Source organism: Lentzea albidocapillata, from assembly GCF_000719115.1.
GTDB lineage: Bacteria > Actinomycetota > Actinomycetes > Mycobacteriales > Pseudonocardiaceae > Lentzea > Lentzea albidocapillata.
On sequence record NZ_JOEA01000003.1, the window covers coordinates 287,394 to 307,569 of the forward strand.

Here is a 20,176-nt window from a genome sequence, read left to right on the forward strand (position 1 = left end):
CGTCTCAGCTCAACTTCCGGCGAAGTCGTGCGTCATCCACACGGTTCCCTTGGCGTCGCGGATCACGACGATGCCGATGCGGGTGGACGACTTGCTCAGGATGTTCTTGCGGTGGCCGTCGTTCGGCGGCTTCTCGTCGATCATGCCCTGGGTCAGGCCGAGCGCCATCTTGGAGATCGCCTCGACGTTGTCCTTGACCGGGCCGCCCATGCCGACGTTCTCCGCGACCGAGCTCCACTTCACGCCCGCCGCGGTGCTGCGCTCGCCGAGGCCGCTCTCGCCGGGGCACTGGTGCGACAGGCCGCAGCCGTTGCTCATCATGGCCCTGGTGTGCCGGTCGGCCGCGGTGACCAGCGCCGGGTCGACCGTCAGCGGGGCCAGGCCGGCCTTCGCCCTGGTCTCGTTGATCAGCGCCAGCACGCGTTCCTCCGGCGTGGCGGCGCGGACGGGCTCGGGCGCCGCTGTCGTGATGGTCGTCGTTGTGGTCGTGGTGGACGGTGCGCTCGACGTCGCGGACGTGGTCTCCGCCGGCTGCGATGAGGACGTGCTGAGTGCCAGTCCCTGGGTGGTGTTCGGTCCGGCCACGGCCGCGGGTGGGTCGGAGGGCAGCAGCACCATCGTGCCGACGACGCCGACGAGCGCGCACACGGCCACAGCGCCCGCCACGGCGAGAACGGGCTTGCCCGCGAGCATGCCGAACACACCGGCCGGTTCGGCGAGGTGCGTGGACACCGTGCCGAGGTCCGACTCGAGTGCGACGGGGTCCGGCGTGACGTCCGTGAGGGTCGCCAGCAGCCGGGGCAGGTAGGCGGCCGGGACCACGAGCAGCGCGGCGCCGGTCAGGATGCGCTCGACGGGCATCGCGTCGTCCACGCCGCGCCGGCAGCGCCCGCACTCGTCGACGTGCCGCAGGAGACGCTTGCGCCACAACGGGTTCGGCTCGCCGTTCCAGCCCTGCGCGGCCCTGTCGAGCCCGGCGCACCGCGGCTCCATCGTCAACGCGCGGACGAGGTGCCTGATCGTCTCCACGCGGCCCTTCAGCCTGCTCACGCGCACCGTCACCGCGTGCGCGCCCAGGTCGAGCGCGTCGGTGACCTCGGCCCTGGTCAGCTGCCCGACGCGTTCGAGCGTCCACAGCGCCAGCAGCTCGCGGTCGCCCGGATCCAGCCAGCGCGCGGCCTCGTCGACCTCGCGGCGCTGCTGGGCGAAGTGCAGGCGGGACAACGCGACCTCGACGAACTCGGCGCCCGGATCGGCCCGGTCGTACTCCTCCAGCGGGGCCGGGGCCAGGTCGCGGCGGCGGTAGTGCTCGCGGACCTGGTTGATGGTCACGGCGACCAGCCACGACCGGAACCGGTCCGGCTCCCGCAGCGCGTCGATGCCGCGGATCACGCGGACCATCGTCTCCTGCACCACGTCGTCGACATCGGAATCGGCGTGCAGCGCCCGACCGGCGACGTTGTAGACCAGCGGCAGGCAACCCGCGACCACGGCGTCGAGCGCCGTCCGATCACCGGCCCGCGCGGCCTGCACCTGCTCCGCGTCCACCTGCCCCAGCCACTCCCGACCCGTCACTTCCGCACCCTTCGCCGACCGTCCTGTACGCCATGGGAGACCGGCGAGTCTCACCTCAGGTCACAGAAACCGGGCCGGAAGGTGACCGGGGTCACACGCAACCCCGATGTCCGCTGTCTTCGGCGTGGCCCGCGACTAGGCTCGCTCGATGATCAGTGAAGTGACCCTGAGAGGCATTGAGGACGCGGACTTGGACATATTGTTCGAGTTCATGCGTGATCCCGAAGCGGCGCGGATGGCCGCGTTCACCGCGGAGGACCCGGACGACCGTGAGGCGTTCGACGCGCACTGGCGCAAGATCCGGGGCAACCCCGAAACCCTGAACCAGGTCATCCTCGGCGACGGCGCGGTCGTGGGCAGCATCGCCAGCTTCGTGATGGAGGGCGACACCGAGATCACCTACTGGATCGACCGCGCGGTCTGGGGTCAGGGCGTCGCCGGACGGGCGGTCGCGTTGCTGCTGGAACAGGTGACGGTCCGGCCGCTGCACGCCCGCGTGGCCAGTGACAACGCGGCGTCGATGCGGGTGCTGACGAGGGCGGGGTTCAAGTCGGTCGGTACCGACATCGGCTATGCGGCGGCCAGGAAGGCCGAGATCGAAGAGACGATCCTGATCCTCAGCTGACGAACTTCTCCGTGCCCAGCACACCGAGCAGCTGCAGCTTGTCGAACGCCTCGGTGCGCGGGGGCGCGGTCAGCACCAGCAGCGCCTGCGACTGGTCCTCGGTGAACAGCGCCTGGCAGTCCACCTCGATCTCACCGAGCTGGGGGTGGACCAGCACCTTGTGGTCCTCGAACCGCTTCGCGACCTCGTGCCGTTCCCACAGCTGCGCGAACTCCGCGCTTTCCTTCCGCAGCGCGCGAACGAGCTCACCGGCACGTGAGCGCGGGCCCATCGAGGCGTAGGCGGCGCGCAGGTTCGCGACCTGGGTGCGGCCCTGCCGGTCGCGGTCCTGCTCGGGGTAGATCAGGCGCTCGCCGGGGTCGGTGAACCAGCGGTAGATCCCGCTGCGGGCATGTCCGGTGAAGCGCGAGGAGTCGCCGTACAGCGCCTCGGCGAACCGGTTCTGCACCAGGACCTCGCCGAGGTTCGACAGGATCAGCGCGGGGGTGTCGTCGAGCCGGTCCAGCACCCGTTGCAGGGCCGGCGCCACGTGGGTGGCGGTGGCCTGGGGCGACGGGGCGTTGCGGCCGGCGACGCGGAACAGGTAGTCGCGTTCGTCGTCGGTCAGCCTCAGCGCGCGGGCCAGCGCGGCCAGCATCTGCTCACTCGGCTGCGGGCCGCGTTGCTGCTCCAGGCGCGTGTAGTAGTCGGTGGACATGGCGGCCAGCGCCGCGACCTCCTCGCGCCGCAGCCCCGGTGCCCGCCTGCGCGCGCCCACCGGCAGGCCGACGTCCTCCGGCCTGAGCTCCTCCCGGCGGCGCCTGAGGAATCCCGCGAGTTCGACCCGATCCATGAACCCCAGTATCCGGACCGGCGCGTCGTGAACCAGGGATCGCCGATCCCCCGATAAGGGCTCTCTGCCGCAGCGGCGGAAACCGGCAGAAGCTCAGTGCCATGGACATCACCGGAAACACCGTCTTCATCCCCGGAGCCACCAGCGGCATCGGCCTGGCGCTTGCCCTCGCCCTGCGGGAGCGCGGCAACACCGTGGTCGTGGGCGGCCGGCGCACCGAACTGCTCGACCGGATCGCCGCCGAGCACCCCGGTGTCGAGACCGTCCGGATCGACACCGCCGACGCCGCGAGTGTCCAGGCCGCGGCCAAGGACGTCCTCGCCCGTTTCCCGTCGGTCAACGTGCTGATCACCATGGCCGGCGTCATGCGCGTCGAGGACTGGCACCGCCCCGAGTCGTTCCTGGAGTCCGCCGAGGACACCGTCACGACCAACGTCCTCGGCCCGATCCGCCTGATCGCCGCGTTCGTCGAGCATTTCCAGACGCTGCCGGACGCCACGATCATGACCGTCTCGTCCGGACTCGCCTTCGCACCGCTGAAGATCACGCCGAGCTACAACGCCTCCAAGGCCGCGATCCACATGCTGAGCGAGACCCTGCGGCTCCAACTCGCCGACACGTCGGTGAAGGTCGTGGAACTGGAGCCGCCGTCGGTGCAGACGGACCTCATGCCGGGCCACGCGGACAACGAGCACGCCATGCCGCTCGACGAGTACGTCGCCGAGGTCATGAGCATCATCGAGACCCGGCCCGACGCCCGTGAGATCCAGGTCGAGCGCGTGAAGTTCCTGCGCTACGGCGAAGCGCGCGGCGACTACGACCAGGTGGTCGCCACGCTCAACGCCGAGGACCCGCACCGGAAGTGATCAGCTGATCCCGGGACAGGCGTCGTTCGAGGTCTGCCCCGTGCGGAGGAACCGCACGGCCTTGTCAGCGCAGTCGATGGCCCACAACGAGCCGTGCGCGCTGTCGTCCACGGTCAGCAGCGCGCCGCCGATCTCGTGCCGCATCTGCTCGGCGAAGAAGAGCGGCGTGTTGGTCTCGTACCGGTGCCCGGAGAGCTGCAGAGGACTGGCCGCCCGCTTGAGCTGCCACGGCGTCGCGGGCAACGGCCAGCCCGCGCACCAGTTGCCGTAACCGTGGCCGTTGCGGAAGAACGGGTACTCCTCCTGGCGGTGCTGGACCTGACGCCACGCCTCGTCGACGTCCGGTGCCCTGCCCTGGTCGTTGCACACGACGGCACGCTGCATGAGCAGGCCGCCGTACCAGACGGGGGTGAGGCCGAAGCCTTCGAGCTCGGGTTCGTCGCCGGTCAGCGGAGGTACGCCACCGTCGCGCAGGGCCACGACCGACTCGGCGACCTGCTGCCAGGCCGCGCGCTTGTAGGTGAGCATCGACCGCAGGTGGCTGCCGGTGTACTTGCGCGGTTTCCCGCCGGGCGGCGTGACCGTGACAGGGACTTGGTCCAGCTTCGCGGCAAGCTCGCCGATCGACCTCGTCACCGCCTGCGGGGTGCTGCCGAGACGGACTGTCTCGTCTCGCTGGGCGAGCCAGTCCGCGAGCACCTCGTAGTTGGCCTGCTTGGCGGCGGAGGCGCCGAGGTTCATGGTCTCCAGCGTGAAGTCCGCCGGCATCACCGAGTCGAGCAGCATGCGGTCCACGCGGTGGTCGTAGTGGCTGCGGTAGACGGCGCCGAGCGCGGTGCCCCAGGAGATGCCGAAGAAGCTGATCTTCCGCTCGCCCAGTGCGGCGCGGATCAGGTCCATGTCGTCGGCGACGGCCCTGGTCGAGAGGTTCGTCTGCAGGTCACGGTCGTAGCCGATGCAACGGGCGTTCGTGCGCGCGTTGCGTTCGTAGTCCTGGCGGAACTGCTGCTCGGGGCTCGCCTTCGGGTCGGGTTCAGGGCCGTCCTCCGGCGTGGCCTCGCACTCGACGCCCCCGCTGGCCGCGGTCGCACGCGGGTCGAACCCGATCAGGTCGTGGTCGGTGCCGAGCTCCGCGAGCTTGGTCCGCCTCATCGTGTACGGCATGCCGAGGCCCGCGTTCCCTGGGCCGCCGGGGTTCATCAGCAGCACACCGCGCCGCTTGTGCGGGTCGGTGGCCTTGATGCGGCTGACGGCCAGGTCGATCTTGCGGCCGTGCGGGCGGGAGTGGTCGAGCGGCACGGTGACCTTGACGCACTCGGAGACGCCGTCCTCGGGATCCCAGTGCTCCTGGACCTGTCTGCACGGCTGCCAGTCCAATGTGGACGGTTCCGCCAGCGCGGGAGCCGCGGTGACGAGTGGAACGGCGAGCACGGCGGCGGCCGCGCAGCGCCCGATGACGTCGAGTGCGTTGGACATGTGCCTTCTTCCCAGGTCCGGTCGGCGCCAGCGTAGGACGACCGATCGTGCGCGCGGATCGTTCGCGTGGATGATCCGCGCGTCCGACCTGAGGCTGATCATCACCGCGCCGGTAGCGTGAGCCCATGCCACAGATCACCGTCGAGCACTCCGCCGAACTGAGCGAGGCCTTCGACCGCCGCGCCTTCGCCCTCGCGCTGCACCGCACCGTGGGGCCGCTGGTCAGCGCGGAGGTGGCGTCGTTCAAGACGCGGTTCCGCGTGATCGAGGAGTCCGTGATCGGCGACGGCTCGCCCGCGGCGATGATCCACATCAGGGTAGGTCTGCTGACGGGCCGGTCGGTCGAGCTCAAGCAGAAGGTCGGGCAGGTGGCCCTCGGGATCGCGCGCGATCACCTCAAGCCGGTGGAAGGGCTGCCGACCCAGGTGACGCTCGAGGTGTACGACCTGGACCGCGAGCAGTACCAGAAGTTCGTCATCTGAGGTCCGCAGCGCCGGCGCAGTACTGCCAGAAGGCCGCCACGTCCGCTGGCTTGTCCGCTGTGCCCGGCAGCAGGTGCGTCGGACGTGCACGACGGTCGTGCCAGAAGCGTCCGGCGCGGGGAGCGGGACTCGACGCGGCGAGCCAGACGACCGTGTCCGCGCCTTCCTCGGCCGTGCGCAGGAACGCGCTGGTCAGGCGATGGAACCCCGGCAGGGAGCCGGCGACACCCGGTGTGTCGGCCCAGCCGGGGTGCATGCCATGCACGGCGATGCCCTCTGCCGCATAGCGCTCCGTCAGCAGTGGGACGAGCGTGACCTGCATGCGTTTCGTGCGCGCGTAGGCGGTCGCTCCCTTGTACGTGCCCTCGCGGTACTCGGGGTCGTCGGCGCGGAGGCGTTGGGTGTACATGCCGCCGGAGGAGACGAGCACGACCCGTGGGTCCGTGGAGGCCGCGAGCCGTGAGCGCAGCAGGTCGGTCATCAGCAGTGGGCCCAGCACGTGCGTGGCGAACGTCAGCTCGTGTCCGTCCGTGGTGGCCGTGCGTTCCTGCGGCAGGACTCCGGCGTTGTGCACGAGAACGTCCAGTCGGTCGATCTCCGCGGCGAACCGGCGCACGGACTCCAGGCTCGACACGTCGCAGTGCCGGACCACGACGGCGGCGCCGGGGACCGCGGCCACGATCTCGGCCCGGGCCGACTCGCCCTTGCGTTCGTCGCGCACCGCCAGCACCACGTCCGCGCCGAGGCGGGCCAGGCCCAGTGCCGTCGCCTTGCCGATGCCCGAACCGGCTCCGGTCACGACGGCCCTGGCGCCCTGCAGCGCGTCCGGTTCCAGGTCGGACCAGCTCTTCCCGCGGAGGCGGTAGCCCCACTTCGAGTAGCCGGGCACCACGAGCCGGTCGGCCACGGTGTCGAGCACGCTGATCAGTCCGTTCACCTCTGGTGTTCGTCAGCCGAAGCGGAGCGGTTTCCTCGCGGGCTCCTCCAGCACACGTGACGCCAGCCACGCGAGCCCGTCGGCGGTGCCGGCCGGGGTGCCCGTCGGCTGGACGACGTGGCTGAGCACCGTCCTCGTCATGAGGTCGACCAGCACCTCGATCTGCTCGCCCGTCAGGCCCGGCCGGTATGCCTCGACCCGTGCCCCGAGCATCGTTTTGACGTCGGTGAGCAGGGTTTCGGCCTGGGTGGTCAGCAACGGCACCAGTTCGGTGTCGGCGCCGTGCGTCGCGGAGGCGATGGCGCGGACCAGGAGGTTGCCGCGGGCGAGTTCGAGGACGTCGCGGACGGCGTCGTGGACGGCCTCGACGAGGTTGTCGGCGTGGCGGTCGAAGGCGGCGCTGATCGCCGTGAGGAACCGGTCCAGCTCGTGCGCGAGCATGGCGTCGGCGAGGGAGTTCTTGGAACCGATCTCGTTGTAGACGGTCTGGCGGCTGACGCCGACCTGCTCGGCGAGCCGCGTCATGGTGACCGCGGCCCAGCCGTCGCGGGCCGTCATCTCGATCGCCGCCTCGACGATCGGCTGCCGGCGACCCGAGGCCGCCGCTGGAGAAGTCCCGCCCATGGTCACGATCCTAGGCCGTGACCCTTCCCGGCGCGACGAAGTCGATCTTCTCGCGCACGCCGCAGTCCGGGCAGCACCAGGTGTCCGGGATGTCCGCCCACGGCGTTCCGGCGGGGAAGCCTTCGCGCGGGTCGCCCGTCTTCTCGTCGTAGACGTAGCCGCAACCGGGGCACATGCCGCCCGCCGTCGCGTCACCACGGCTGTCCGGGACGACGTCCGAGCCCGAGCCGGTGCCTCCATAGCGGGCGAGCACCTTCGCGCGCTTGCCGGGCTGGATGTTGGCGCGGCCGATGTCCCCGCCGAAGTGACCCCGCACCCGCGGGTCCATCACGCGCCGCCACAGCGGTGGCACCAGGGCCAGCAGGATCATGCCCGCGTAGCCGGTCGGCAGCACCGGGGACTCGGCGAAGTCGCGCAGCGTCTGGTAGCGCCGGGTCGGGTTGGCGTGGTGGTCGCTGTGCCGCTGCAGGTGGTAGAGCAGGACGTTCGTGGCGATGTTGTTGGAGTTCCAGCTGTGGCTGGGATCCACCCGCTCGTACCGCCTGCGGCCTGGCGCCCCGACCATCTGCCGCAGCATCCCGTAGTGCTCCATGTAGTTCACGACCTCCAGGAGCGAGAAGCCGATCACCGCCTGGATCAGCAGGTACGGCAGGATGCCGGCGCCGAGCCACACGAGCATCGCCGCCCAGAGCACCGCCGACATCAGCCACGCGTTGAGCACGTCGTTGCCCAGGCGGTACGGATGCCGGTCGCGGCGCGCGTAGCGCTTGCGTTCGAGCCGCCACGCCGAGCCGATCGAGCCGAAGACGGTGCGCGGCCAGAAGCGGTAGAAGCTCTCCCCCACCCTGCTGCTCGCCGGGTCCTCCGGCGTCGCGACCCGCACGTGGTGACCGCGGTTGTGCTCGATGTAGAAGTGGCCGTAGAAGCTCTGCGCCAGCGCGATCTTGGACAGCCACCGCTCGTGGCTCTCCTTCTTGTGGCCCAGTTCGTGCGCGGTGTTGATGCCGATGCCGCCGATGCACCCGATCGACACCGCGAGCCCGATCTTGTCCACAACGGACAGATCACCGCGCGCGATCAGCCAGAACGCCACCACGAACCCGGCGTACTGGATCGGCAGGAACAGGTACGTGATCCAGCGGTAGTAGCGGTCGTTCTCCAGCCGCTCGATCATGTCGTCCGGAGGGTTGCTGCGGTCGAGCCCGGCGAAGAGGTCGATCGCCGGCACGATGCCCAGCACCACGATCGGGCCGATCCAGAACCACACGCCCCAGCCCGTCGCCGCGTGCATCCCGATCGCCAGGAACGCCAGAGACGGCACGACCAGTCCCAGCAGCCACAGGTACCGCTTGCCGTCCGTCCACTGCTCGGTTGAGCCGACGGGCACCGTTGCCTTCTTGTCGCTCATGCCACTCTCCTCAGGAGGTTGACAGAACGGTAGGACACGTAAAGCCCGTTTGACAAGAGAGCGCTATTTGTAAACCGCGAACAGGGTCGCAGCGCGCCTCCGGTAGGCGACGGCCGACACCGACACGCATACCGGCACGCCTGGCAGCACGGCGTCGAGTGCCGCGGCGATGTCGTGCACGGTCCGCTGCGGCGAACTTCCGCGCCACACCACGACCTCCACGTAAATCTCGGCGTCCGACGACAGCTCGACACTGTGCACCGCCGGGTGACACAGGGCGGTCTGCTCCACGAGTGACAGGCGCTGGTCCTCCGTCATGGGCGTGCGCAGCTGGACGACTCGGTGGCTGGGGCTGGACAACGAGGACTCCTCGGGCGATTCGTACGGGGCGACGGTCAGGACCACGGCGGTTCCCGGTTCGTCACGCTCATTCACCGAATCGAGGTACGCCGACGAGCCGCAGACAGGCCGGCAAGGGCTGCGAATGGCTGTGCAGGTTCGCGACCGGGCAGGCCCGGACAGGGTGCCGGTCCACACGGCCTGCCCTGTACTCGAACGCGGGCAGGCCCTCGACTGTCGTCCACTCCCCGAACGCGCTCACAGGGGAAGCGTTGCGGCGGAACCCTCACACGGGCAATGGTCCGATCAGCGCCAGAACCTCTTGCGCCGCTCCGGCTCGGCAGGCGTCCCGTCCGCGACGAACTCCCGCAGCACCTCCAGCGTCCGCGCCCACAGCTTGTCGACGTCTCCGCCGGCCGTGATCTCCGCGAGCAGGCCGCGCATCGGCTCGTAAGCCGGGCCGGTGCGGCCGGCGATGAGGATGCCGAGCCGGCTGGCCAGGTCGGCGAGCAGGTCACGACGTTCCCACGACGGCAGGGACGCGTCCTTCTCCAGGCGCTGGATCTCCAGCGTCACGACCTCTCGCAGGTCCGCCGGGTCGGCGGCCGGAGGTGCCGGCATCGATCCGGGCGGGGACAGCGGCGCCGCCGAACGAGAACGCATGGCCCGCGGCGCCGCGGAGGGAGGTGGCGGTACCGCCCCGCCGAACGCGGCGGGCGCGGCTGCGAACGGCGCCGGAGCGGCGGCGAACGCGGGCGCGCCACCGGCGAACATCGGCATCGGGCCACCTGGAGCCCGCATCTCCCAGCCCGCGGGCTGTTCGACCGGCTGCACCACCCGGTGCACCGTCCCGTCGGACACGACCCGCTCGTCCACCGCCACGAACGCGGTGAAGCGGCACAGCACGCCGAACCGCAGCGAGGTCTCCACGATCGACGACTCCAGCGTCCGGTCACCGGCCGCGTACCGGTCCTCCAGATCACGCAGCGCGGCACGGGCCCACTGCGACCGGACGGCCGGCGAGGTGTGCTGCTGTACGGCCACCGTTTCCTGCCAGCCGGCGCCGTCCCGGGTCCGGCCGCGCACGGTGTAGGAGTCCGGTGCGGCGCCGCGGTAGCGGCCGAAGGCGACCAGCGGCACACCCGGATAGATGGCGGTGGGCAGCCGGGGCAGGTCGGATCCGGGCGACACCACGACGTCGGTGACGACCGGCGCGCCGATCCGCCGCTGGATGTGCGTCATCGCCTCGTCCAGCCGGTCCTCGCTCTCGACGAGTTCGCACCGGCCCGCACCGGCGGCGGCCAGCCTGCCGAGGAAGCCCGCGTTGACGGCGGTGTCGATGCCGACGGCGTGGATCCGCGTCCGGTTGATCATCGGTGCGATGTCGCGCAGCATCTGGTCCTCGTTGCCGACCTGACCGTCCGTCACGAGCACGAGGACCGGGGCACGCTCCGAGCCCGCGTCGGCGAGCAGGGTCAGGCCCTGCCGCAGCGGCTCGAACATCTCCGTGCCGCCGCGTGCCTGCATGGCGGCCAGGTGTTCGACGGCGCGGAAACGGTGGCGGTCGGTGGCCGTGACCAGCCCCGCGCCGAGCGTGTCGGGCCGTTCCACCTGGTGGTCGAAGGTGATCACGGAGAACGTGTCGTCCGCGGTCAGCGTGTCGACGATGCGGGCCGCCGCACGCCGGGCCGCGACCATCTTCCAGCCCGACATGCTGCCGGACCGGTCGAGCAGCAGCACGACGTCACGCGGGCGGACCGGCGCCTCGGGCTCGGGCGGCAGCACCGTCAGCTGGTAGGTGCCCTCACCGCTGTCGTCCTCGTCGGGCACGCACACGACCGCCGAGCTGTTCCCGTGGTACGCCAGGCGAAGCACGAAGTCGCGGTCGACCCGCTCGCCCGGCGAGACCGACACGGTGTTCCCCTCGGTGACCACGGTGTGCAGGCTCGACCGCACCTCGCCGAGGTCCAGTCCGGCGGGGTCGATCTCCACGTCGATGCCGAGCCGCACGGGGTTCGGGAAGCCCGGCAGCAGCACCGGCGGCGTGATCCGCGAGGCGTCCGGCACCAGGTCCGTGTCCTGGGCGTGCCCGTCGCCGACGGACGGTCCGGGCAGCGGCGTGCCCGGCACGTAGCGAGGCGCCACGACGAGCGGGAACCGGAACGTGGCCGCGCCGTCCTCGAACACCAGCGGCCCCACCAGGGTCAGCTCGACGGTCACCCGTTCACCGGCGGGGATGTTGCCCACGCGCATGGTGAAGACGTCCGGGCGCTCCTCCTCCACGATCGACGCTCTCTTGCCCGCCGCGATCGCGTCGTCGTACGTCTGGCGAGCCTGGGCGCGTTCCTGCAGATCGGCTTCCACCGTGCGGTCACCGGCCGTCATCTTCATCCCGGTAACGGCGGCACGGTCCGGCAGCGGGAACACGTAGGTCGCTTCGAGAGCGGTGTCGTGGGTGTTCACGAACCCGGTCGTCAGGACCACGCGGCCCACGAGACCGGTGATGGAGGCTCGCACGCCGAGGCGCTCCAGCGGCAGGTTGCCGCGTTCGGTGCGCAACGCGCCCAGACCCGCGTCCTCGGTCGTCCGGCCGATGCGGTCGGCTTCGGCGGCCTTCATCGGGGCGACGGACAAGGTCATGACGATTCCCTTTCGTTGAGCAGGCCGCGGGCGGCGAGCAGGTCGAGCAGTGGCCGGGCGGCGGCGGCGATGTCCGCGCGGTCGGCGGCCGTCGGCGTCCCCGGCACCAGCACGACGGCACCTCCCCCGAGCGCGACGCCGTTCAGCGCGAACGCCTCGGCGGGTGCGGGTGGCGCGGCCGGTGCGGCAGCAGGTTCGGCCCAGAACCTCGGGCGAACGGCCTCTGGCGGTGGTGCTTCAGCCGTGAGGAGCAGGTCTTCCGGTACGCGGGCGATGGCCGCCAGCGTCGTGTCGGTGGCGCCCGCGAGCTCGGCTTGAATGTCGGCCAGCGCCCTCCCCTGGGACTGCAGTCTCTTCACCGCCACCAGTTGGAGCAGGTGGCGCTTCTCGTACAACGCCGTGCGGCCGCGCATCGCGGACGGTCTGTCGACCAGCCCCGTCGTCGCGTACCAGCGGACGGCCCGCTTGTCGGGCACGTCCCGGACGCGGCCGTTGGGCGCGCCCGAGTACTCCGCCGTCAGTGCGGCGGAGACGCGGTCCAGCAACTCGTCGAGCGTCCACACCCGTTGATACTGACACTGCAACCATGACAGTGTCAACGTCGTAAACCTGATGATGTTCACGCCCGGCAGCCGGGTAGGGTCCGGCGCGTCCGCGCGCCCCTGCAAGCCACCCCACATGAGGACGGAGAGCACGAGTGACCACGGACGAGGTCGGCACCCTGACCGACCACAGCGCCGCGTTAGCCCGGCTGAGGACGCAGTCGGCCAAGATCCGATACGCGTTGGACCACTGCCTTCCGCGCGACTGCACAGTCGAGGACGTTCGCCGCTGGCTGCACAAGCAGGGCCAGGCGGTGCCCAGCAGTTCCCACACCAGGACGATCGTGAACGAGTGGCGCGCCAGTAACCGCATGAGCGACACGAACGGCCATGTGCTGCTCACGCCGGAACTCATCGCTGAGCTCGACAAGGCCGAGACCCCCTCTCCGGAACCGGCCACCGAGCCCTCGAAGCCCGCCGGGGCCAAGGGTTTCTACGCCGTCGCGCTGATGAGCATCGGCGTCAGCGTCGACACCTCGTGGCGGTTCTTCGAGCAGCGCCTGGGCATCACCGACGTCGTGGAACGGGTCGTCCTGTTCTCCGTGATGGAGGCGGCGCTCGTGGCGTGCGGCTGGGCGATGCGCGGTGGCGTGCGCCAGAACGGCCGTCCCGGTCCCGCTCGCCTCGTGGCGTGGGCGCTGACGGCGTTCGCCGCTTTCGCGGCCTTCAGCCTGTCCGGCCCGGTCGCCGGCACCGCCCGCGTCCTGCTCGGTCCGGTCCTCGGCCTGGTCATGCTGCACCTGGCGCTCGGTATCGAGATCCGCGCTTCGCGCCGGCGCACGACCACCTGGGCGCGCGTCGGGCGTGAGCTGCGCGAACGCGTGTTGTCGTTGCTGGGCCTGGGTGACGACGGCCGCGACGCCCTGGCGCGCACCCGTGACAAGGCGGCGTTGCGCGCCGCGAAGCTCGCCATCGCAAGCCCGTGGACGCCGCGTCGGAAAGCCCGGCTGCGCAAGGCACTGCACGCCTCGCACGTCGCGCACGACCCGGTGCAGCGCGATCGGATGCTGCGCGAACTCGGGGTGCTCCAGCACGCCGACGAGCTCGCCAAGATCACCCAGCCGTCGCCGTGGTGAGTCCGGTCCTGATCTCCGACACGGGACTCGCCGCGGAGATCGCCGCCCTGATCAACCGCGTGTACTGCGACGCCGAGAAGGGAATCTGGCTCGAAGGCCAGTCCCGGACCACCGAGGCCGAGGTGGCGGAGCTCGTCGCCACCGGGCAGATCGCGGTGGCGTGGTCGGGCGATCGCATCGTGGGTTCCGTGCGCGTGCAGGAGATCGAGGACGGTGTGGGCGAGTTCGGGATGCTGGTCGCCGCGCCCGAGGAGCGTGGCACCGGCATCGGCACGGACCTCGTGTCGTTCGCCGAGAACTGGGGCCGTGAGCAGGGCTTCGCGGAGATGCAGCTGGAGCTGCTCGTCCCGCAGACGTGGGAGCACCCGGTGAAGGAGTTCCTCCGCGGCTGGTACACGCGCACCGGCTATCGGCTCGTGCGCAAGGACAGCCTGGAAAGCGCTTATCCGTTCCTGGTGCCGCACCTCGCGTGCCCGTGCGATTTCCTCGTCTTCCGTAAATTCCTCGATCCCAGTAAGTGAACTCTCAACCGGTCTGGCCGAGGTGCGAGGTAGCGTCCGCCTCTCCAAGCCGAGTTAGAGGAGACGAACCGTGCGTCGTCGTATGCGTGGCACCGCCGTGGCCGCGATCGCGCTGACCAGCCTCATGGTGGTGAGCGCCTGTGCGAAGGACTCCGGTGGTGGCACCACCCCCGCCGCGTCGGGCAAGGGCTGCGAGTTCTCGGCGCCGCCCACCGCGCCCGCCACGTCGAGCACCAGCACCGCCAACGACAAGAAGGTCGACGGCAGCGCGTTGAAGATCGGTCTGGCCTACGACATCGGTGGCCGCGGCGACGCGTCGTTCAACGATCTGGCCGCCGCCGGGTTCGACAAGGCCATCGCGGACATGGGCGTGAAGAAGGAGAACACCCGCGAGCTGTCCGCGGCGCCCAACGAGGACGAGTCGGCCAAGCAGACCCGCCTGCGCCAGCTCGCGTCCGAGGGCTTCAACCCGATCGTCGGCGTCGGTTTCGCCTACACCGAGTCGCTCAAGGTGGTCGCGCCGGAGTTCCCGAACGTCAAGTTCGGCCTGGTCGACTCCGCTGTGGACGGTGTCGCGAACGTGACGCCGCTGGTCTTCGCCGAGCAGGAGGGCGCGTTCCTCGCGGGCGTCGTCGCCGCGTACCAGAGCAGGAAGTGCCACGTGGGCTTCGTCGGCGGCGTGGACATCCCGCTGATCCAGAAGTTCGAGGCGGGCTACTTCCAGGGCGCGAAGACCGCCGCGCCGAAGGTCTCGATCGACAAGAAGTACATCACCCCGGCCGGCGACTTCACCGGTTTCCAGGACCCGCCCAAGGGCCAGGAGGCCGCGAAGGGCCTGATCGACAAGGGCGCCGACGTCGTCTACCCGGCGGCGGGCGCGTCCGGCATCGGCGTGTTCGCGGCGGTGAAGGAGGCGGGCGTGCTGGCGATCGGCTGCGACGCCGACCAGTACAACCAGCCCGCCGTCGCGGCCAACCGCGACGTCATCGTGGCCTCCAGCCTCAAGCGCGTGGACGTCGCCGTCTACGACTTCTTCCACGCCGCCGCGGCGAACGACCTCGCGTCGCTGCCGAAGGTCTTCGACCTGAAGTCGGACGGCGTGGGCTACGCGACGTCGGGCGGCAAGATCGACGCGAAGCTGCAGGGCATCCTGGAGGGCTACAGGGCCCAGATCATCGAGGGCAGGATCAAGGTCGCGGACGCGGTCTAGCCGACCGCGCGGCCGGGGATCAGGCGAGGTTGATCGCCGCGAGCAGGAGGTGGAGTTCGGCCTCGGCGGCGTCGTGGGCGCCGGTCTCGACGAAGACCGACCGGGCCAGGGCGGTGCCGATCAGCACCAGCGTCAGCACGTCGACCTGCGCGCTGCCGACGGCGTTCGCGAGCTCCCCTCGGCCGGTGGCCCGGCCGATGAGCGCGCCGAGCTCGCCGCGCACCGCCAGGTAGACGTCGTCGTGCAGGATCCGGCGCAGGTCCGGGTCGTGCGCGGCCTGGCCCATCAGCGAGAGCAACGCGGGACCGGTGGCGGCTTCGAGGATCTTCCGCTTGCGCGCCAGGAGTTCCCGCAGGTCGCCCTCGAGGGTGCCGGTGTTGATCCCGGTCAGCTCCGCCTGGGCGATGTGCCGGGCCACGGCGCCGGCGAGGGCCTGCTTGGAGGGCCAGCGGCGGTAGAGGGACGCGGTCGAGGCGCCCGCACGCTTGGCGACGGCGGTCGTGGTGAAGGAGGCCCACCCCGACTCGGTGAGGACCTCGATCGCCGCGGTGATCAGGGCCGCGTCCACCCGCGGGTCTTTGGGGCGCCCCTGTGCCGCGTCGGCTTTCGTCATCCCGGCCAGCATACCCGGGCGAAGAAACGAAAAGGATCTGTTTCGTATTGGGGTACGGTGGGGCGCATGCCCACGACGACAGCTGACATCGCCGCGACCGTCTCCGGCGCCCGCGAGGTGTTCGACTCCGGCGTCACCCGTCCCCTGGCCGCCCGTACCGCCGGTCTCCGGGCGTTGCGCGCGATGCTCACCGAGAACGAGGCCGCGTTCGAGGCTGCCCTGTGGAGCGACCTGCACAAAGGCGCGGGCGAGGCGCAGCTGACGGAGATCGGCGTGGTGCTGGCGGAGATCAGCCACACGCTGCGCCACCTGCGGAGGTGGTCGCGATCCAGGCGCGGCCCGGTGCCGCTGGGCCTGTGGCCGGCGCGGGCGCGGCTGGTGCCCGAGCCGCTCGGCGTGGTGCTGGTGATCGCACCGTGGAACTACCCGATGCAGCTGCTGCTCGACCCGCTGGTCGGTGTGCTGGCGGCGGGCAACACGGCGGTTCTCAAGCCGAGCGAGCTGGCGCCGGAGACGTCGGCACTGATCGCGCGGCTCGTGCCCGCCTACTTCCCCGACGGCACCGTGCGCGTGGTCGAGGGTGCTGTCCCGGAGGCGACCGAACTGCTGGCGCAACGGTTCGACCACATCGTCTTCACGGGCAGCGGCACGGTCGGCCGGATCGTGATGCGGGCCGCGGCAGAGCACCTGACGCCGGTGACGCTGGAACTGGGCGGCAAGTCACCCGTCTGGTTCGACGACGACGCCCACCTCGACCAGGCGGCGCGGCGGCTGGTGTGGGCGAAGTTCACCAACGCGGGCCAGACGTGCGTCGCCCCCGACTACGTGATGACCACCCCCGACCGGGTCCCCGCACTCGTGGAGGCGCTCGGGAGGGCGATCACGGACCTGTGGGGTGCCGACCTGCGGGCGAGCGAGGACTACGGCCGGATCGTGGACGAGCGGCAGTTCGACCGGCTCGTGTCCCTGCTGGACGGCACGAACGTGGTGATCGGCGGCGACCACGACCGGGCGGAGCGGTACCTCGCGCCCACGGTCGTGACCTTGAGTGGCGACCGTCTGTCCGTTGGCCCGGACGCGGCCCATCCGGTGCTGCGCGAGGAGATCTTCGGCCCCGTGCTGCCCGTCGTCGCGGTCGACTCCGCCGAGCAGGCGATCGACGTCGTCAACGCCTGGGACAAGCCCCTCGCGCTGTACGTGTTCACGTCGTCCGCCCGCACCCGCCGCCTGTTCGAGCAGCGAACGTCCTCCGGCGCGGTCGTCCACGACGCGGGCCTGATCCACGTGGCGGCGAGCGGGCTGCCGTTCGGCGGCGTCGGCGCCAGCGGGATGGGCGCCTATCACGGCCGGTACTCGTGGAACGCCTTCTCCCACCTCAAGCCCGTGCTGCGCAAGCCTCTTGCGTTCGACACGCTCCGCCTCGCCCAGCCGCCGTTCGGCGGCCTCGGATCGCGCCTCGCCCAGCGCGTGATGCGCCGCGGGTGACGTGACGGTCGTCGCCGTTCTGCCTCACTGAATCCCGTTGTTCTGCTTTGATCATGCGGTGTTCTGGGACTGGGTCGAACGGGTGTCGTGGGTAGCGGGGATCATCAGTGCCGTCATCGCGCTCATCGCGTCGCTGATGGCGTCCCGCTCCGCCGCACTCGCCACCCGCCAGATGGCGATGCTCGTCGCGGCGGCCACGGACAAGCCGGAACTGCTCCAGACGCTCGAACTGGAGGCACGCGAGCGCTCGGAGGCCGTGCAGCGCCGGGTGCGCGCCGTGGTGGTGTCGACGTTGACGATGATCGCGTCTTTGGGAGCCATCGCCCTGGCGGCCGTCATGCTGGCGAACCTGCCGGACCACGTGAGCACCCGGGTCGTGGGCGGTGACGCTCCCCGGACCGTGCAGGAGTGCGCCGGCAGCGGAGAAGCCACGGTCTGCGCGCCCGTGCACGTGTACGAACTGGCGGCCGGGGCGCAGGTGAAGACGCGGTTCGGCGGTCTCGGCCGCACTCCGGCGCGCACGGGACACGGCGGGCTCTCGGTCGAACTGCACGGCTGCGAGTCCGAGGTGAGGTGGCACGTCGAGCTCGACGGCAGGACCGTCGCCGAGGCCGTGTCGCGCGATGTCCTGGTGAACACCGAGTTCCCGACGACGAGCGACCGCGAGTACACCTTCGTCGCCGAACGCGCGGGTGGGGACTGCGCCACCACGGAACTGCGCGTGCGCACCGGATTCACGTTCAGCGGCTAGCCACCGTCCGCACGCCGTTCGCGGAACGCGATCATGTTCATCCGGTTGCCGCACCGCACCGTGCAGAACCGCTTCAACCCGTTGCGGGACAGGTCGAGCAGGAGCCCCTCGCAGTCGTCGGCCGCGCAGACCCGCAGGCGATCCATCTCGTTCATCCGGATCACGTCGATGAGGGCGAGCGCGGCCTCGACCCGCATGCGTTCGGCGAGCGGCGAGGTGGGCTCGGTGGCGTGCATGTGCCAGTCGAGGTCGTCGTGCCGCACGAGATGCGGCAGCGCCTTCGCGTCGCGCAACATCTTGTTGACGGCCTCGACGGCGTCATCGCGGCCGAGCAACCACACGCGCCTGAGCAGCGCGCGCGTCAGATGGACGTCCCGCAGTTCAGCCTCGTCGCCGTCGATGCGCCCCGAGTAGTGGAACCGGCCGAGCAGGGCCGTCAACTGGCCGACGGTGGCCAGCTCGTCATCGCCGCCACGCGACGCCGACGGGTCCGTGTTGCACAGTGCCACGACGAACGCGAGCGACTCCTCCGTGTCAGGGGCAAAACGCAAATTGACTCCTTACCGAGACCGGCCTAGCGTCAGGGTCATGAGCCAGGTTAGACCATGACACTGTCCGGAACCGGGAGGCACGCGACCATGGGGATTCCGTCGAAGTCCACGGGCCTGATCGCGGCGGCGGTCTCGTTCATCTCGTTCGGTACCTCCGGCGCGTTCGTCAAACCGCTGCTGGAGGCCGGCTGGTCCCCCGCCGCCGCCGTCACGGTCCGCGCGCTCACCGCCGGTCTGGTGCTGCTGCCGTTCGTCCTCGTCCTGATGCGCGGCCGCTGGACGTTGCTGCGGCAGGCCCGCTGGCCGGTGCTGGGCATGGGCCTGGTGGGCGTGGCGGTCACCCAGGTGCTCTACTTCGCCGCCATCCAGCGGATCCCGGTGGCGACGGCACTGCTCATCGAGTTCCTCGCGCCGCTCCTCCTCGTCGGCTTCACCTGGGCGGTCAGCAGGCGCACACCCGCACCCGTCGTCCTGGTCGGCTCGGTCCTCGCGGTCGGCGGCCTGGTGCTGGTGATCGGCCCCGGCGCGATCCAGGCCGTGGACCCCATCGGCCTGGCCGCCGCTTTCGGTGCCGCCATCGGGTGTTCCGTGTACTTCGTGATCGCCGCCCGCCCCAACAACGGCCTGCCGCCGGTGGCACTCGCCGGCGCCGGCCTGCTGCTCGCCGTACCGGTGCTGGCCCTGGTGGGAGCCACGGGCCTGCTGCCGTTCACCGCCACGTTCGGCGACGTGCCGCTGTTCGGCACCCCCACGCCCTGGTGGGTGCCGCTGCTCGTCGTCGCGGTCATCGGCACCGCGCTGGCCTACGCGAGCGGCATCACCGCCTCGGGGATCCTCGGCTCACGGCTGGCGTCGTTCATCGCGCTGCTGGAGGTCGTCTCCGCCTCGCTGTTCGCCTGGCTCCTGCTGGGCGAGGGGCTCTCGCCGTTGCAGCTGCTCGGCGGCCTGCTGATCCTGGGCGGCATCGCCTCGGTCCGCGCCGAACGCCAGACAGTGGAACCGGTCGCCACGCCCGCGCACGTCTAGGTCCTGCGCGGCGCGGTTCCTCTGGCACGATCGCGGCCATGGAACGCGTCGTCATCCTCGGCCGTGGCGGCGCCGGGAAGTCCACCCTCGCCACGGCCCTGGGCACCGCGACCGGGCTGCCCGTCATCGAACTCGACAAGCACTTCTGGGGACCGGACCTGGAACCGACCCCGCACGACCTCTGGTCCATCGTCCAGGGCGAACTCGCCGCCGAAGACCGGTGGATCATGGACGGCGACCTCGGCCCCCACGACGTCCTCGAGGTCCGGCTGCGCAGGGCGGACACCGTGCTCCTGCTCGACTACTCCTTCCCTCGCTGCGCCTGGCGCGCACTGCTCAGGTCCCGCGAGAACGCCGACTTCTGGCGCTGGGTGTGGTCGTGGCGTCGCAGGTACCGGCCGCTCCTGCTGGACGCGATCACGGCTCACGCCGGCAACGCGCGGCTGCACGTGTTCCGGAGTCCGCGGGCGACGGCTCGCTTCCTCGCGCAGCACTCGTGACACGACCGTGCCCGGCGTCCACAGTGGAGCGCCGGGC

General features: G+C 70.8%; 21 protein-coding genes. 10 read left to right on the plus strand and 11 right to left on the minus strand.

Features of this window, described 5'->3' with window-relative positions; all coding sequences use genetic code 11:
* Positions 1-9: 9 nt before the first annotated feature.
* Positions 10-1,575, minus strand: coding sequence for a sigma-70 family RNA polymerase sigma factor (locus IG04_RS0105030; RefSeq protein WP_051768914.1), 1,566 nt, complete (start codon positions 1,573-1,575; stop codon positions 10-12).
* 148 nt (positions 1,576-1,723) lie between these two features.
* On the opposite strand from IG04_RS0105030, the gene IG04_RS0105035 reads away from it, so the two are divergent.
* Positions 1,724-2,200: a GNAT family N-acetyltransferase gene (locus tag IG04_RS0105035; protein WP_338043493.1), complete on the plus strand. Its 477-nt coding sequence runs from the start codon at positions 1,724-1,726 to the stop codon at positions 2,198-2,200.
* Here the strand turns inward: IG04_RS0105035 and IG04_RS0105040 are convergent.
* The gene (locus IG04_RS0105040; protein ID WP_030475335.1) at positions 2,193-3,032 is read right to left on the minus strand and encodes a helix-turn-helix transcriptional regulator; all 840 of its coding nucleotides are present in this window, start codon (positions 3,030-3,032) and stop codon (positions 2,193-2,195) included. The two genes, IG04_RS0105035 and IG04_RS0105040, sit on opposite strands and share 8 nt — an antisense overlap.
* A 101-nt stretch (positions 3,033-3,133) precedes the next feature.
* On the opposite strand from IG04_RS0105040, the gene IG04_RS0105045 reads away from it, so the two are divergent.
* A complete protein-coding gene (locus IG04_RS0105045) occupies positions 3,134-3,898 on the plus strand; it encodes an SDR family oxidoreductase (protein WP_030475336.1) in 765 nt (254 codons plus the stop codon).
* Here IG04_RS0105045 and IG04_RS0105050 read toward each other — a convergent pair whose 3' ends face one another.
* Positions 3,899-5,374 (minus strand): alpha/beta fold hydrolase, encoded by a 1,476-nt coding sequence (locus IG04_RS0105050; protein ID WP_144065250.1) that lies wholly within the window; start codon positions 5,372-5,374, stop codon positions 3,899-3,901.
* 125 nt (positions 5,375-5,499) lie between these two features.
* Here IG04_RS0105050 and IG04_RS0105055 point away from each other — a divergent pair, with 125 nt between their 5' ends.
* On the plus strand, positions 5,500-5,856 hold the full coding sequence (locus IG04_RS0105055) for a 5-carboxymethyl-2-hydroxymuconate Delta-isomerase (RefSeq protein WP_030475338.1): 357 nt from the start codon (positions 5,500-5,502) through the stop codon (positions 5,854-5,856).
* On the opposite strand, the gene IG04_RS0105060 is transcribed toward IG04_RS0105055, so the two are convergent.
* From IG04_RS0105060 to IG04_RS0105085, 6 genes are all read right to left on the minus strand, one after another.
* Entirely contained in the window at positions 5,849-6,793 is a 945-nt protein-coding gene (locus IG04_RS0105060; protein WP_036013699.1) for an SDR family NAD(P)-dependent oxidoreductase, read from the minus strand. The genes IG04_RS0105055 and IG04_RS0105060 overlap by 8 nt on opposite strands.
* Before the next feature lie 12 nt (positions 6,794-6,805).
* Entirely contained in the window at positions 6,806-7,417 is a 612-nt protein-coding gene (locus IG04_RS0105065; RefSeq protein WP_036013703.1) for a TetR/AcrR family transcriptional regulator, read from the minus strand.
* A gap of 10 nt (positions 7,418-7,427) precedes the next feature.
* Positions 7,428-8,825 (minus strand): fatty acid desaturase, encoded by a 1,398-nt coding sequence (locus IG04_RS0105070; protein WP_030475341.1) that lies wholly within the window; start codon positions 8,823-8,825, stop codon positions 7,428-7,430.
* A 63-nt stretch (positions 8,826-8,888) separates the two neighbouring features.
* Positions 8,889-9,260 carry a hypothetical protein gene (locus IG04_RS0105075; protein WP_144065249.1) on the minus strand — a complete coding sequence of 124 codons (372 nt, stop codon included), beginning with the start codon at positions 9,258-9,260 and terminating at the stop codon, positions 8,889-8,891.
* A gap of 210 nt (positions 9,261-9,470) precedes the next feature.
* Complete coding sequence (locus IG04_RS0105080; protein ID WP_030475343.1) at positions 9,471-11,804, minus strand: VIT domain-containing protein; 2,334 nt, start codon at positions 11,802-11,804, stop codon at positions 9,471-9,473.
* Entirely contained in the window at positions 11,801-12,367 is a 567-nt protein-coding gene (locus IG04_RS0105085) for a MerR family transcriptional regulator (RefSeq protein ID WP_030475344.1), read from the minus strand. Before IG04_RS0105085 ends, IG04_RS0105080 begins: the two co-directional genes overlap by 4 nt.
* A 134-nt stretch (positions 12,368-12,501) precedes the next feature.
* Here IG04_RS0105085 and IG04_RS0105090 point away from each other — a divergent pair, with 134 nt between their 5' ends.
* The 3 genes from IG04_RS0105090 (at position 12,502) to IG04_RS0105100 (ending at position 15,213) form a co-directional block, all read left to right on the plus strand.
* Complete coding sequence (locus tag IG04_RS0105090) at positions 12,502-13,482, plus strand: hypothetical protein (protein WP_030475345.1); 981 nt, start codon at positions 12,502-12,504, stop codon at positions 13,480-13,482.
* Positions 13,479-14,003 (plus strand): GNAT family N-acetyltransferase, encoded by a 525-nt coding sequence (locus tag IG04_RS0105095; RefSeq protein WP_245815992.1) that lies wholly within the window; start codon positions 13,479-13,481, stop codon positions 14,001-14,003. Before IG04_RS0105090 ends, IG04_RS0105095 begins: the two co-directional genes overlap by 4 nt.
* Positions 14,004-14,085: 82 nt before the next feature.
* The gene (locus tag IG04_RS0105100) at positions 14,086-15,213 is read left to right on the plus strand and encodes a BMP family lipoprotein (protein WP_030475347.1); all 1,128 of its coding nucleotides are present in this window, start codon (positions 14,086-14,088) and stop codon (positions 15,211-15,213) included.
* A gap of 19 nt (positions 15,214-15,232) precedes the next feature.
* Here IG04_RS0105100 and IG04_RS0105105 read toward each other — a convergent pair whose 3' ends face one another.
* Entirely contained in the window at positions 15,233-15,826 is a 594-nt protein-coding gene (locus IG04_RS0105105; RefSeq protein WP_159460439.1) for a TetR/AcrR family transcriptional regulator, read from the minus strand.
* Positions 15,827-15,892: 66 nt separating this feature from the next.
* Here IG04_RS0105105 and IG04_RS0105110 point away from each other — a divergent pair, with 66 nt between their 5' ends.
* Together IG04_RS0105110 and IG04_RS0105115 are read left to right on the plus strand one after the other, a co-directional pair.
* Positions 15,893-17,311 carry an aldehyde dehydrogenase family protein gene (locus tag IG04_RS0105110; RefSeq protein WP_030475349.1) on the plus strand — a complete coding sequence of 473 codons (1,419 nt, stop codon included), beginning with the start codon at positions 15,893-15,895 and terminating at the stop codon, positions 17,309-17,311.
* Between the two features lie 58 nt (positions 17,312-17,369).
* On the plus strand, positions 17,370-18,062 hold the full coding sequence (locus IG04_RS0105115) for a hypothetical protein (protein WP_030475350.1): 693 nt from the start codon (positions 17,370-17,372) through the stop codon (positions 18,060-18,062).
* On the opposite strand, the gene IG04_RS0105120 is transcribed toward IG04_RS0105115, so the two are convergent.
* A complete protein-coding gene (locus IG04_RS0105120) occupies positions 18,059-18,613 on the minus strand; it encodes a CGNR zinc finger domain-containing protein (RefSeq protein WP_030475351.1) in 555 nt (184 codons plus the stop codon). The genes IG04_RS0105115 and IG04_RS0105120 overlap by 4 nt on opposite strands.
* Positions 18,614-18,667: 54 nt before the next feature.
* On the opposite strand from IG04_RS0105120, the gene IG04_RS0105125 reads away from it, so the two are divergent.
* Positions 18,668-19,639 (plus strand): EamA family transporter, encoded by a 972-nt coding sequence (locus tag IG04_RS0105125; RefSeq protein WP_211257670.1) that lies wholly within the window; start codon positions 18,668-18,670, stop codon positions 19,637-19,639.
* 38 nt (positions 19,640-19,677) lie between these two features.
* The gene (locus tag IG04_RS0105130; protein ID WP_030475353.1) at positions 19,678-20,139 is read left to right on the plus strand and encodes a P-loop NTPase family protein; all 462 of its coding nucleotides are present in this window, start codon (positions 19,678-19,680) and stop codon (positions 20,137-20,139) included.
* Positions 20,140-20,176 lie beyond the last annotated feature (37 nt).

Excerpts from the sequence above, each read along its gene's own strand:
- IG04_RS0105035 (WP_338043493.1), top strand. The coding sequence starts at position 1,724 with ATGATCAGTGAAGTGACCCTGAGAGGCATTGAGGACGCGGACTTGGAC.
- IG04_RS0105040 (WP_030475335.1), bottom strand. The coding sequence starts at position 3,032 with ATGGATCGGGTCGAACTCGCGGGATTCCTCAGGCGCCGCCGGGAGGAG.
- IG04_RS0105045 (WP_030475336.1), top strand. The coding sequence starts at position 3,134 with ATGGACATCACCGGAAACACCGTCTTCATCCCCGGAGCCACCAGCGGC.
- IG04_RS0105050 (WP_144065250.1), bottom strand. The coding sequence starts at position 5,374 with ATGTCCAACGCACTCGACGTCATCGGGCGCTGCGCGGCCGCCGCCGTG.
- IG04_RS0105055 (WP_030475338.1), top strand. The coding sequence starts at position 5,500 with ATGCCACAGATCACCGTCGAGCACTCCGCCGAACTGAGCGAGGCCTTC.
- IG04_RS0105065 (WP_036013703.1), bottom strand. The coding sequence starts at position 7,417 with ATGGGCGGGACTTCTCCAGCGGCGGCCTCGGGTCGCCGGCAGCCGATC.
- IG04_RS0105070 (WP_030475341.1), bottom strand. The coding sequence starts at position 8,825 with ATGAGCGACAAGAAGGCAACGGTGCCCGTCGGCTCAACCGAGCAGTGG.
- IG04_RS0105080 (WP_030475343.1), bottom strand. The coding sequence starts at position 11,804 with ATGACCTTGTCCGTCGCCCCGATGAAGGCCGCCGAAGCCGACCGCATC.
- IG04_RS0105100 (WP_030475347.1), top strand. The coding sequence starts at position 14,086 with ATGCGTGGCACCGCCGTGGCCGCGATCGCGCTGACCAGCCTCATGGTG.
- IG04_RS0105105 (WP_159460439.1), bottom strand. The coding sequence starts at position 15,826 with ATGACGAAAGCCGACGCGGCACAGGGGCGCCCCAAAGACCCGCGGGTG.
- IG04_RS0105110 (WP_030475349.1), top strand. The coding sequence starts at position 15,893 with ATGCCCACGACGACAGCTGACATCGCCGCGACCGTCTCCGGCGCCCGC.
- IG04_RS0105125 (WP_211257670.1), top strand. The coding sequence starts at position 18,668 with ATGACACTGTCCGGAACCGGGAGGCACGCGACCATGGGGATTCCGTCG.
- IG04_RS0105130 (WP_030475353.1), top strand. The coding sequence starts at position 19,678 with ATGGAACGCGTCGTCATCCTCGGCCGTGGCGGCGCCGGGAAGTCCACC.